We start from the raw sequence: 12,584 nt of genomic DNA on the forward strand, positions 1-12,584 counted from the left end.
AGTGAAACCAAAAAAATTTGGTTTCACTTTTTTAATTAAATAAATAAATTTTTTAAACACTTGCAAAAATAAAATGAATAAGATATATTAAATAACAATAAATGGATGTTTTACAAAAAGCAAAGAAAAGGACACGAGTTATTTTACCCGGTTATACAGAGAAGGAAGGAAAGCTGAGAACTTCCTAACGCAGAAAAATAACTTACCACCTTAGAGCTGCCCTAGGGAAATTAAGTATCTAGTGCCGTGTATGCGACGTTATCGCAAAAGAAGCCATTATGTTTTTTGTGATGGGAATCTGGGTGGAACCACGGATATAAGCATATTCGTCCCTATATTTAGGGATGAATATGCTTTTTTGCATTCAATTTCATAATAAGCGAAGAAAAGGACACGAGTTATTTTACCCGGTTATACAGAGAAGGAAGGAAAGCTGAGAACTTCCTAACGCAGAAAAATAACTTACCACCTTAGAGCTGCCCTAGGGAAATTAAGTATCTAGTGCCGTATAAACGACGTTACCGTAAAAGAAGCCATTGCATTTTGTGATGGGAATCTGGGTGGAACCACGGGTATAAGCACGCTCGTCCCTATGTTAGGGATGAGTGTGCTTTTTATTATGAAATGGAGAGATGAAAAATGAAAGAACAAATGATTGAAATTAAATTTCCAGATGGTAGCGTGAAAGAATTTGGAAAAGGAATTACTTTAGAAGAAATTGCGGGATCTATTAGTAGTAGTTTGAAAAAGAAAGCAGTCGGGGGGAAAGTGAATGATGGATTATATGATTTACGCCGAAATATTGAAGAAAATGCGGAAGTAGAAATCATTACTATAGATTCAAATGAAGGTGTAGAAATTGCAAGACACTCTGCGGCACATATTTTAGCGCAAGCTGTAAAAAGAATGTATGGTGATATAAATCTTGGGGTAGGGCCTGTTATTGAAAATGGATTTTATTATGATATGGATCTTCCAAGTAGTGTAAACATAGAAGATTTACGAAAAATCGAAAAAGAAATGAAAAAGATTATAAATGAAAATATAAAGATAGAACGAGTTGAGGTTTCTCGAGAAGAAGCAGCAAAACTGTTTCAAGAAATGAACGATTGCTTGAAATTAGAACTTTTAGAAGCAATTCCTAGTGGGGAAAGTGTAACACTATATAAACAAGGTGAATTTGTAGATTTATGTAGAGGGCCACATTTACCATCAACAGGTTATTTGAAAGCATTTCAATTAACTCACGTTTCCGGTGCATATTGGCGAGGTGATAGTAATAACCAAGTGCTTCAGCGCATATATGGTGTTGCATTCTCTTCTCAAAAAGAATTAGAAGAGTATTTACATTTCGTTGAAGAAGCAGCAAAAAGAAATCATCGTAAGTTAGGCAATGAGCTTGAGTTATTTATGTTTTCTGAAGAGGCTCCGGGAATGCCGTTTTATTTACCGAAAGGACAAATGATTCGTAACGAATTGGAAGCATTTTTAAGAGGAATTCAAAAAGAGTACAATTATCAAGAAGTACGCACTCCGTTCATGATGAACCAAGAAGTATGGGAGAAATCAGGGCACTGGGGACATTATAAAGATAATATGTATTTCTCTGAAGTAGATAATAAAAGTTTTGCATTAAAACCGATGAACTGTCCAGGGCACATGCTTATGTTTAAAAATAAATTGCATTCTTATCGTGAATTACCGATTCGTATGTGTGAATTTGGTCAAGTACATCGCCATGAATTTAGTGGTGCGTTAAACGGATTATTAAGAGTACGTACTTTCTGCCAAGATGATGCACATTTATTTGTAACTCCAAAACAAATTGAAGATGAAATTAAATCAGTAATGGCGCAAATTGATTACGTATATAAAACTTTTGGATTCGAATATGAAGTAGAGCTTTCTACTCGTCCAGAAGATTCAATGGGTGATGATAAATTATGGGAGCAAGCAGAAGCAGCATTAGAAAATGTATTACAATCGCTAAATTATAAATATAGACTAAATGAAGGTGACGGTGCATTTTACGGGCCGAAAATTGATTTTCATATTAAAGATGCTTTAAATAGAAGTCACCAGTGCGGAACAATCCAGCTTGATTTCCAAATGCCAGAGAAATTTGATTTAAATTATATAGATGAAAATAATGAAAAGAAAAGACCAGTTGTTATTCACAGGGCAGTTTTAGGGTCATTAGATCGCTTCTTAGCAATATTAATTGAGCACTTTGGAGGGGCGTTCCCGGCATGGGTGGCACCAGTTCAAGTGAAAGTAATTCCAGTTTCAAATGCAGTACATGAACAATATGCCAATGAGATTGCACTTAAATTAGCACAAGCTGGAGTTCGTGTTGAACAAGATGCACGAGATGAAAAATTAGGATATAAAATAAGAGAAGCACAAATACAAAAAGTACCGTATGTTCTTGTTATTGGGGATAAGGAAATGGAAAACGGAGCTGTAAATGTACGTAAATATGGAGAAGAGAAGTCAGAAGTTGTTGCGCTAGATGTATTTGTGGCAAGTATTGAAGAAGAAATAAAGAATAGAAAATATTGATTGTAAAGAAAACACACTATTAGAAATTAGTGTGTTTTCTTTTTTATCTTACAAAAATGTAAGGTAAATGTAAGCGAAATCGAGGGAACGAGTTGTAGAAAAATGAGAATATGAAGTAGGAAATAGGTTCATGTTAAGGGTGTAACTCTTATTGGATGAATAATTAAAAAATTCTTAAGAATTTACATGACAAAATAATAAGAAATATGTGAGAAATTGATTTTATACAAAAGGGATGGAGTGAAAGAGATGTCAACAAATGTAGTTACTGTAGAAAGTGTAGAAAAAACGTATGGGAAAAGAAATGAGAATCAGTCAAAAGCATTAAGGGGTGTATCGTTAAGTATTAAAGAAGGAGAATTTGTCGGGATCATGGGACCTTCTGGTTCTGGAAAAACGACTTTACTTAATGTGATAAGTACACTTGACCAAGCGACAGGTGGTAGTGTGACGATAGCTGGTACAAATATTACTTCTATGAAGGGCAATGCGTTATCTGATTTTCGCTCTCAAAAATTAGGTTTTATCTTTCAAGATTTTAACTTACTAGAAAATTTATCAATTTATGAAAATATCGCTTTACCACTTTCTTTGCAAGGCGTACCATCAAGTGAGATTACTGGAAAGGTAAATGACGTTGCGAAGAAATTAGGCATCACTGAAATTTTAACAAAATATCCGACGGCTGTTTCTGGAGGACAAAAGCAAAGAACAGCGGCGGCAAGAGCTTTAGTACATAATCCAGCAATTGTATTAGCAGATGAACCGACAGGCGCGCTTGATAGTAAAAATGCAAAAAGTTTATTAGAAGCGATGCAAGATTTACATGAAAATCATAATGTAAGTATTTTAATGGTTACACACGATGCATTTAGTGCAAGTTATTGTGAGCGTATTTTATTTATTCAAGATGGTCTTCTTTATAAAGAATTAAATCGTCAAGGCACTCGAGAGAATTTCTATCAAGACATTTTAGGTGTGCTCGCTCATATGGGCTCAGCTGCTGAGTCTAAGTAGGGGGCGAAACTATGTTATTTAAATTATCACGTCATAGTATGAAAAAGATGTTAAAAGATTATATGGTTTTACTTATTGGCCTCGTTATTAGTATTAGTATTTTCTACATGTTCCAAACAATGGCGATGAATAGTGAATTTACGAAAGATAATAGCCTAATTAGTAGTATTAGACTCGTCTTTTGGGTAGGTGCAATACTATTATCTTTCATTACTGTATTTTATATTATATATGCCAACTCTTTCTTACTCACGTTAAGAAGAAAAGAACTCGGTATGTACATGATGCTTGGTGCAAAAAAGAAAAAAGTAGCACAGTTATTATTTATTGAAACATTCGGTATGGGTATTGTCAGTATTATTATCGGTATTTTAGTAGGGATGTTACTTGCAAGTGTAGCAGGAAACTTTTTAATGAATGGAATGGAAATTTCAGCAAAAGGTAGTTATGCATCTGTATACACACCAGCAATTTTAGTTACAGCTATTTTCTTTTTAATACTATTTTTCATTACTGGCTTAATGAACAGTGTCCGATTGTTACGTAAAACTGAACTAGAGTTAATTCGTGAAGATGAAACACTAGATGAAGTGAAGAAAAGTAAAACTCGCATTATTATAATGACAGTACTTGGTGTATTACTAGTAAGTACAGGGTACTATTTTATGATCAATGTAAAAATATATGCTGAATTAGGTTTTATTATAGCAACCATCGTTACAACACTTGGAACATATTTTATCTTTAGTTCATTACTCCCATTTTTTGTGATGAAAATTAAAGGGAATAAAAAACGAAATGAAACGGGCTTAAATAGTTTTACATATGCACAGCTACGCTTTCGAGTAAATAGTTTATCGAGAGTATTAGGTACTGTAGCGATGTTAATTGCATTAGGCGCAGGTGCGATGACGGCAGGTATGGCGTTCCAAAAAAATGTAGGTATTATGACAGACTTTTCTCGTGTATATGATGTTGTAATTCATGATCCGAATGATCAAGACAAAGCTGCCTTAAAAGAAATGGAAATTGTTGAAGAAAGCAAGTACAAATATAAAGTAGATGGAGAAGCGGTTTATTATTTACGTAACGACTTAACTGCGAAACCACCACTTGTTTCAGACCATTTTGATACAAAAACGTTAAAAGAGCCTGTTCGTAAACGTGTGACTGAACCTTTAACTGAACCTGTATATTCAGCTTTAGAGGCTCCTGAATTAGCAAAATTCCCTCGTATGCCAAAGGATTGGGAAGACGCAGTTGTAAGAGAGATACAAATTACGCATAATCAATTTAGCGGAAAACCAGTAAGAATTGCAGACGAAGAGCATTATAAAGGGATTCAAGGAACTGAACATACTGTAACATTAGCAAAAGTAGATGATATGAAAAAATATAAACCGTTATTGATCGAAATAGACAAGAGACAAAAAGAACAAATTGAAAAAGCAACAGGTGAAAAGGTAGACTTATTTACGAAAATGACAATTTATCAGTTTATGAACAGCTTCATGAGTGGAACAATGTTTATGGGATTTTTCCTCGGAATTGCCTTTTTAGCAATGATGGCAAGTTCCCTTATGTTCAAAATATTAACAGGTGCTTCTCGTGACGTACGACGTTATGAAATGTTACGAAAAATCGGTGTGAGACGCAGTATGTTAACGAAAAGTATATATAAAGAAATTTCATATTTATTTATCTTCCCAGCAATTATTGGAATTTCCCACGTTTTAGTTGGGCTTAACTTATTCAGCTTTATATTAGTTGACCCGTTTGTAAAAGTATGGGTGCCAATAGGAATTTTCTTAGTCATTTATTTCATTTATTACTGGATAACTGTTCAACTTTATAAAGGTATGGTAATGCCGAAAGAAGAGGTAGCTAAATAGTTTATGAAAAGAGTCCTTGTGTTGAGAATAAGGGCTCTTTTTTTATGTTTTTTATAAAGAAGGAAAAGATTGGATAATGGTCGAAAAATATAATGTAACTTCCAAGAAATGACTAAAATAATACTGTTTTGTCGAGAGAAAGGATACGAAGTATGAAAGAAATGCTACAGTTATTTCGCAACAAAGTGTATGCACGTTTTTTTCTAGCAAATATTTTAGAGCGACTCGGTTCTATGATTGCTGGAATTTCTTTAATGTTTTATTTGCTAGATCAATACGGAAAACAACCAGTTTACGCAACGATGACACAAATTATGATTGCATTACCTGCATTAATCTTTTTTCTATTGGTAGGGACAGTAGTGGATCGATTTGATAGACAACGTATATGTACAGTAAGTAACATATGTTGTTCGCTCTGTAATATTGGAATCCTAATTTCGCTTTATTACGGGATGATTATACTTGTCTTTATATTTTTATTTTTGGAAAATGCGTGTATACAATTTTTCTCTCCAGCAGAACAATCGATGATACAGGGAGTAGTTGAATCAGACCAATACGGTGCAGCAGCGGGTATTAATCAAATGGTAAATAGTTTGTATGCTTTGTTTGGTGTAGGAATTGCAACGATGGTGTACTGGACTTTTGGGATTTACGGGAGCATTTTAGTAAATACGCTCACTTTTATTATGAGTGGTATTTTAATTCAAACAATCTCCATTCCAGAAAAAGTTCGTTTACCAAATGGTAGAACAAAATGGAAAGAAGTTAATTTGAAGATGTTAATAACAGAGTTTAAAGAAGGGATTAGGTATATATACCAAAATGAAACTTTAAAAAAATTACTTTTAGGATTTATCGTATTTGGATTATTAAATGGTGTTTTAAGTGTATCCACTACTTACATATTAAAATACAAACTAGCTCCAGAAACGTATGAAAGTTTAGCAATGGTGGGCGGTGTAGTTGGAGGGATTTCATTACTAATTGGAAGTATAGTAGCAACGAGTATAGGTAAGAAATATGCGCCAAAATCTATTATAGTTTTTGGTATGGCAGGCTCAGGAGTCTTCTTTGGTATGTGTTACTTTGTAAATTACGTATGGTCTTTTTATGTATGTATCGCTTTAGCGACATTCTTTTTACCGTTTATTAATGTTGCAATATCAGGATGGATGTATGAGATCGTAGAAGAATCGTTTATGGGGCGTGTTCAAAGTTTACTAAGTCCATTAACGACAGGGTTTCAATTGTTATCTCTTGGAGCGATAGCTATGTTATTCCCGAAATGGATTGAGGCGGATACTTTGTATATTATTTTATTTGGTTTATTATTTTTTGTTACGTGTTTATACCAAGCTATTTTACCTAGTGGGCAAAAGCGAGTACATGTTGTAGCTAAAGAGATGTGACATATTTAGCTCTTTTTGTTTCTAGATATTCTATCGAATGGTAAGGGGTAATAGTTATGTTCATGCGAACTGCTAAGTGGTGTTGGATTACTTGTTTACAATTATTAGCTGCAATTCTATGTATAATCTGTTTAGGTGCGCTCCCTCGATTATTTAAGGGATTGCAAATTGATTTAATCGGTTTTTGGAACACGATTGTGTTTATTGGAGGAAAGTTACTCCTACCATGGGAAATTACATTTGGATTTCGAGACTCAAGGAAATTATTTCCACAAATATGGATTCATTATAGTGAAACTATGATTGTATTTCTATCAGCTTTTTTACTATCTTTGCTTATAGCGTATGTACTTGTTGTTTGGGTATTGCAGCGTTCTCATATGAAGCAAAAAATGTGGAATGGAGTTTTTCTTACGCTAGAGAGTATACCGGATATATTACTTATTTTATTATCACAACTTCTTGTCGTAATTGTTTTTCAAAAAACAGGTTTTATGCCAATAAAACTTGCTGGATTAGGAGAAGAGAGAGTACGATTGTTACCGATTATATGTCTTACAATACCAACAACGTTATTATTTATTAAACTATTGTTATTACGTTTTAAAGAAGAAATGGAGAAAGATTATAGTATATTTGCGAAGAGTAAAGGACTAAGTTTGCAGCATATTTTAACACATCATGTTTCAAGAAATGTTTTATTGACGACAATTTACTATGCGAAAACAAATATTTTATTTATGCTATCCAATTTATATATTATCGAATGGATTTTTAATACATATGGAATGTTTGTATTTGTAAAAGAAAATTCTAAATTAGAAATATTTACAGTGAGTCTAGTTATATTATACGTTCCGCTTTTTATACTATTTCGTATATTACATACGCTTTTACAAAATGTTATAAGGGAGCGTGTGTAACATGTGGCAAGTTGTAAAAAGAGATGTGAGATTTTGGATAGGTGTTACTTTTCTGAGTGTACTAATGATTATTAGTATTGGATATACGTTATTTTTCGATGGGAATATTCGTGAACTTACGATGATGTATAACGAAAAAGGAGAACTAGAGGCTGCTCCATTTTCGCCATCAAGTAAATTTTGGTTCGGAAGTGATACGAAAGGCCGTGACCTTGTCCAATTAATAATAGAAGGCGCGAAATGGACAGTTGGAGCGAGTATAATTATAGCGATTTTACGAGTTATAGTTGGAGGAGGGATTGGTTTACTTCTTGGTATGTATGGTAAGCGATCTTTTCCGGTTATCTCATCCTTTTTTGATCCTTTTAGTATTGTACCAATGGTTATGATTTCTTATTTTATGTTAAATGAAGTTTTAACGTTTGATAGTGGAGCGGAAGTTGTGCCGTTGTATTTGCGGGTGACATTTCAAATTATAGTTCTTACATGTCTTGCTGTACCAACAGTTATGTTGTATGTAGCGCAAGAAGTTAAACGTATTAAGAAAGAAGAATTTATGTTGGCAGCCACTGTGCTTGGCGGGAGTAAATGGCAGAGGTTGAAGCGCCATATATGGCCTCATATGTTACCATCATTTCTTTTATTAGTAGCACAACAATTTGTGAGTACTTTATTACTTCTTTTACACCTTGGTTTGTTGCAATTATTTTTTGGTGGAACAATAACCTTCAGTGGAATGGATCCAGATAGTGTAACAAAAGAATGGACAGGATTAATTGGTCAAAACTTCCGGCACTTAACTACTCATACATGGATTGTACTTATACCGATTGCTTTTTATAGTATGACAATCTTAGCTGGAAACCTTATTAGTAATAGCATGCAAGATGCGATTAAGCTAGGAAATGTGAGAAGGTCAAAGTGGGAAGGGAGAGAAGTGCAAGTAGAGAAACAAGTACAACCAACTATGAATGACTTTTCTTTTTATAGGGAGATACAAAAGTAAAGAAAGATAGCTGAAGACAAATCGTTTTCAGCTATCTTTTTTCGCTTAAAGTGGAGGTAAATCAATCTTACCTTCTTCAAATAATTCTTTTATCATATGCTTCGTATAACCAGCGGCTTGACCAAATGTGATTTTTGCTGGCATTGGTGCTTCGTTAGCATCTACAACTACATCAATAATACACGGTTTATTTTGTTTTACTGCATTTTCGAAAGCGGGAAGGAGTTCATCTAAATTCTCAACACGGTATCCAATACCTCCACACGCCTCTGCATATTTTGCAAAATCAGGGTTCGTTAAATCTGTTTCGAATTCGATGTTACCCATAACTTCTTGCTCGAATTTAATCATCGCAATTTTATTATTGTTTAATACGACGACAACGATTGGTAATTTATATTTTACAGCTGTTACGAAGTCATTCATCGTCATTCCAAATCCGCCATCACCACAAACTGCAAATACTTGTTTATCCGGGAATGCAATTTTTCCAGCAAGAGCACCAGGTAAACCGCAACCAAGTGTTGCGAGCCAGCTAGAAATAACAAATTGCTGGTTCGTCATACGGAAGTGCCTTGCGGTCCATACTGTTACATTTCCGACATCGACTGATAGAATTGCGTCATCATGTGCTACTTGCTGCAGAGCATGCATAACGCGTTGTGGTTTAATTGGAATAGAAGAGTCTTCTTCTTGATCGTGTAATTTTTCTTCCCACTTTTTCATCATTTCTTGATGATGTTCTAAGAAAGAATGGTCTGTGTGTTTTTCAACATTTTCAATTAACCATCGTAATGTTTTATCAGCATCACCAGCTAAACCAATATCTGTCGCATAACGTTTTCCGATTTGGGCAGGATCTGTATCGATATGAATTGTTTTTGCTTTTTCAGGTAAGAAACCAGTGAACGGATAAGAAGTACCAACCATAATTAAAGTATCTGCATGTTTCATTGCTTCATAAGAAGGTTTCGTTCCGATTAATCCTAATCCACCGATACAAAGAGGATGCTCATCAGGAATAATTCCTTTAGCAGGTAATGTAAGTACGATTGGAGCACCAATATGTTCTGCCAATGCAAGTAAAGATTCTCTCGCATGTTTTGTTCCTTTTCCAGCTAAAATCACAGGCTTTTTCGCTTCATTTATTGCGAGTTTCGCTCCATCTAAATCTTCTTTTTGTGGAAACAACTCAGGTAAAGTAAAAGAAGTATTTGTAATACGAGCACCATTTTTCACTTCGAATTTCGGGACATCATCTGGAATTGTAAGAACGGATACACCTTTTTTCGTATAAGCCATTCGAATTGCTTGATTCACTACGGCAGGTAGTTGCTCTGCTGACATAATACGCTGGTTATAAACCGCAACATCATCAAACATTCTTTCTAAATTTACTTCTTGGAAAAAGTCCGTTCCAAGTAAATCGGTTTCTACTTGACCTGAAATTGCTAGAACAGGGGCTTTATCGAGTTTCGCATCATATAAACCATTTAATAAATGAATAGCACCAGGTCCTGCAATTGCCATACAAACGCCAAGTTTTCCTGTTAATTTTGCATAGGCAGCCGCTGCTAATGCACCAGCTTCTTCATGGCGAACTTGAATGAATTTAATTTTATCTTGTTTTTTTCTTAAAGCTTCAATGATAGAATTGATGGAATCTCCAGGCATACCATATATGTGTTCTACTCCCCAGTCAATTAATAAATCAACTAATGCTTCACCGGCTGTTTTCCCAAACATAATTGTTCCTCCTTATAATAGGTAGATAACATTATGTTTTGGATAAAAAGGAAAAATATACAAATAAGAAAATTTATCTGATTATTTGTAATCTAAGAATCAGTGTGGGAGGAACAAAAGTTTTACTTTAGCAACTTTAATGATGACCAGCGAATAAAGTGAACACTGTTATTAGTAAAAAACCACTAGTTGCCCACATTAGAAATGTAAGGAAAGAGAGCTGTTTCTTAGCTTTCCAAAGCATTTCATGAATTGTGACATATCCAAGTGAACCAATAGCACTTCCCATAATGAGTCCTTGCAGGTGAAGAGCTTTTCCTTCCATCAAAATGCCAAAAACTGTGCCAGTACCGAGAATAAGAGAAAGTAATAAAGTCGTTAATAAAAAGGAAATATATTTATGTTTTGTAAAAAGAAATGGAATAATTAAAGCTAATCCTTCTGGAATATGGTGAACGACAATTGCTATTAAAAAGGGAATGGCAGAGTCATTATGATTTATAAAAGCTGTACCTAACGCAAATCCACTAGGTATATTATGAATAAATATAGCGAAAGAGAGAAAAAGGAAGGTTTGCCATGCTTGTTGATCTTTTTTATGTATCATTGGATGGTGACAATAGTTATCTAATAAGCTCATAACTAAAATACCGATGGCTATACCAAGTATAGGCCCAATCATTTCGTAGTTTGAAAATGTTTCAGGAATAATTTCAAGGGATAAAAGCCCAAGTAAAATTCCGCCACATAATGCGTATAAACGATGCATCTTTTCTTCAATTAGCTGGCGCGTAGCAATGCCAACAGCACCTCCTAAAAGTAATCCACCGAACGAAAAAAATGTTACAATCATTGGAATCCATAAACGTTCCATAGTATCACACTCCGATTCTATTCCCTTATTTTTAGCTTACGAAAAGGAAAGTTAGATTAGTCCAAGTAATTGTGTTTGATTATAGAGAAAAAAGTAGTGATTCGTTATAATTTATATATTAAATTTAAGTGAGAAAATGAAAAGGGGAATTGGTTATGCAACAAATTAAAAAAATAGGAAACTCATTTTGGTATATGACACCTGTTTCTGAAACAGATAGACCTATATTAGGAATGGTTGTTGGACAAGAAAAAACTTTAATGATCGATGCAGGGAATTCAGAGGAGCATGCACAATTATTTTTAGAAATGTTAAAAGAACAAAATGTATCGAATCCAGATTTCGTAGCACTAACCCATTGGCATTGGGATCATATTTTTGGATTGCCTGTACTACAAGATGCATTGTCAATTGCACATTCTGAAACGAAAAATGAGATGCGTACACTTGTTTCTTATGAATGGACAGATGAAGCTTTGGATGCACGCGTAAAAGAGGGTACTGAAATTGCATTTTGTGCGGATTGCATAAAAAAAGAGTTTGAAGAAAAAGCGAGAAATATTAACATTATTCCTCCGACCTTAACGTTCCAGAATCAAATTGAATTAGATCTTGGTGAAGTGACATGCGTGTTAAAACATGTGGGCGGAGATCATGCACATGATTCAGTTGTTATTTACGTGAAAGAAGAAAAGATATTATTTTTAGGAGACTGTATATATGCAGATATTTTTTCTTCGAAGTGGAACTATACGACGAAAAGAACGTTTAAATTGATAGATGAATTAGAGAAATTTGATGCTGAGACATATATTCTCTCTCATGGGGAAGCGATAAATCGAGAGGAGTTTTTACAAGAGATTCGTATGTTAAAAACAGTAGGAACTTATACAGAAGCTCATATAGGTGATGAAGAGAAGATAAAGGCAGCGTATAAACAAGAACTAGATAGAGAATTAAATGAAGATGAGTTAGAAACAATAACTTATTTTGTCAATGGTTATGAAATGAATAATCAATAAGACACTACATTAATCCAATATAATTAAATTGCACAAAAAGAGTATTGAAATTTAATTCAATACTCTTTTCAATAGTTAAATATGTAGTTTCAACTAAATTCTAAATATAGGGGTTCATCGTCTGAAG

9 protein-coding genes and 2 other annotated features are annotated in these 12,584 nt (G+C 34.1%); of the genes, 7 read left to right on the forward strand and 2 right to left on the reverse strand.

Annotated elements, in window-relative coordinates; all coding sequences use genetic code 11:
• The first annotated feature begins 113 nt into the window (after positions 1 to 113).
• Positions 114 to 337, forward strand: a binding site (T-box leader).
• 36 nt (positions 338 to 373) lie between these two features.
• Positions 374 to 595 (forward strand) — a binding site (T-box leader).
• 44 nt (positions 596 to 639) lie between these two features.
• The 6 genes from thrS (at position 640) to N2V79_RS11520 (ending at position 8,815) form a co-directional block, all read left to right on the forward strand.
• Complete coding sequence (thrS, locus tag N2V79_RS11495) at positions 640 to 2,562, forward strand: threonine--tRNA ligase (RefSeq protein ID WP_340719865.1); 1,923 nt, start codon at positions 640 to 642, stop codon at positions 2,560 to 2,562.
• 249 nt (positions 2,563 to 2,811) lie between these two features.
• Positions 2,812 to 3,579 (forward strand): ABC transporter ATP-binding protein, encoded by a 768-nt coding sequence (locus tag N2V79_RS11500; protein ID WP_000106426.1) that lies wholly within the window; start codon positions 2,812 to 2,814, stop codon positions 3,577 to 3,579.
• 11 nt (positions 3,580 to 3,590) lie between these two features.
• Positions 3,591 to 5,471 carry an FtsX-like permease family protein gene (locus N2V79_RS11505; RefSeq protein ID WP_043938688.1) on the forward strand — a complete coding sequence of 627 codons (1,881 nt, stop codon included), beginning with the start codon at positions 3,591 to 3,593 and terminating at the stop codon, positions 5,469 to 5,471.
• A 143-nt stretch (positions 5,472 to 5,614) separates the two neighbouring features.
• The gene (locus tag N2V79_RS11510; protein ID WP_254907413.1) at positions 5,615 to 6,886 is read left to right on the forward strand and encodes an MFS transporter; all 1,272 of its coding nucleotides are present in this window, start codon (positions 5,615 to 5,617) and stop codon (positions 6,884 to 6,886) included.
• A 56-nt stretch (positions 6,887 to 6,942) separates the two neighbouring features.
• On the forward strand, positions 6,943 to 7,809 hold the full coding sequence (locus N2V79_RS11515; RefSeq protein ID WP_340719866.1) for an ABC transporter permease subunit: 867 nt from the start codon (positions 6,943 to 6,945) through the stop codon (positions 7,807 to 7,809).
• 1 nt (position 7,810) lies between these two features.
• A complete protein-coding gene (locus N2V79_RS11520; protein ID WP_098852857.1) occupies positions 7,811 to 8,815 on the forward strand; it encodes an ABC transporter permease subunit in 1,005 nt (334 codons plus the stop codon).
• Positions 8,816 to 8,860: 45 nt separating this feature from the next.
• On the opposite strand, the gene N2V79_RS11525 is transcribed toward N2V79_RS11520, so the two are convergent.
• Both N2V79_RS11525 and N2V79_RS11530 read right to left on the reverse strand, forming a co-directional pair.
• Positions 8,861 to 10,561: a pyruvate oxidase gene (locus N2V79_RS11525; RefSeq protein WP_078993335.1), complete on the reverse strand. Its 1,701-nt coding sequence runs from the start codon at positions 10,559 to 10,561 to the stop codon at positions 8,861 to 8,863.
• A 136-nt stretch (positions 10,562 to 10,697) separates the two neighbouring features.
• The gene (locus N2V79_RS11530) at positions 10,698 to 11,435 is read right to left on the reverse strand and encodes a ZIP family metal transporter (protein ID WP_340719867.1); all 738 of its coding nucleotides are present in this window, start codon (positions 11,433 to 11,435) and stop codon (positions 10,698 to 10,700) included.
• A gap of 155 nt (positions 11,436 to 11,590) precedes the next feature.
• Here N2V79_RS11530 and N2V79_RS11535 point away from each other — a divergent pair, with 155 nt between their 5' ends.
• On the forward strand, positions 11,591 to 12,457 hold the full coding sequence (locus tag N2V79_RS11535) for an MBL fold metallo-hydrolase (protein WP_340719868.1): 867 nt from the start codon (positions 11,591 to 11,593) through the stop codon (positions 12,455 to 12,457).
• Positions 12,458 to 12,584: the final 127 nt, after the last annotated feature.

The sequence above is a fragment of the Bacillus sp. CH_70 genome, from assembly GCF_038007045.1.
Taxonomy (GTDB): domain Bacteria; phylum Bacillota; class Bacilli; order Bacillales; family Bacillaceae_G; genus Bacillus_A; species Bacillus_A cereus.

What these genes read in the sequence shown, in the direction of transcription:
- N2V79_RS11530 (WP_340719867.1), bottom strand. Translation starts at nt 11,435, where the DNA reads ATGGAACGTTTATGGATTCCAATGATTGTAACATTTTTTTCGTTCGGT.
- N2V79_RS11535 (WP_340719868.1), top strand. Translation starts at nt 11,591, where the DNA reads ATGCAACAAATTAAAAAAATAGGAAACTCATTTTGGTATATGACACCT.
- N2V79_RS11515 (WP_340719866.1), top strand. Translation starts at nt 6,943, where the DNA reads ATGTTCATGCGAACTGCTAAGTGGTGTTGGATTACTTGTTTACAATTA.
- N2V79_RS11525 (WP_078993335.1), bottom strand. Translation starts at nt 10,561, where the DNA reads ATGTTTGGGAAAACAGCCGGTGAAGCATTAGTTGATTTATTAATTGAC.
- thrS (WP_340719865.1), top strand. Translation starts at nt 640, where the DNA reads ATGAAAGAACAAATGATTGAAATTAAATTTCCAGATGGTAGCGTGAAA.
- N2V79_RS11500 (WP_000106426.1), top strand. Translation starts at nt 2,812, where the DNA reads ATGTCAACAAATGTAGTTACTGTAGAAAGTGTAGAAAAAACGTATGGG.
- N2V79_RS11520 (WP_098852857.1), top strand. Translation starts at nt 7,811, where the DNA reads ATGTGGCAAGTTGTAAAAAGAGATGTGAGATTTTGGATAGGTGTTACT.
- N2V79_RS11505 (WP_043938688.1), top strand. Translation starts at nt 3,591, where the DNA reads ATGTTATTTAAATTATCACGTCATAGTATGAAAAAGATGTTAAAAGAT.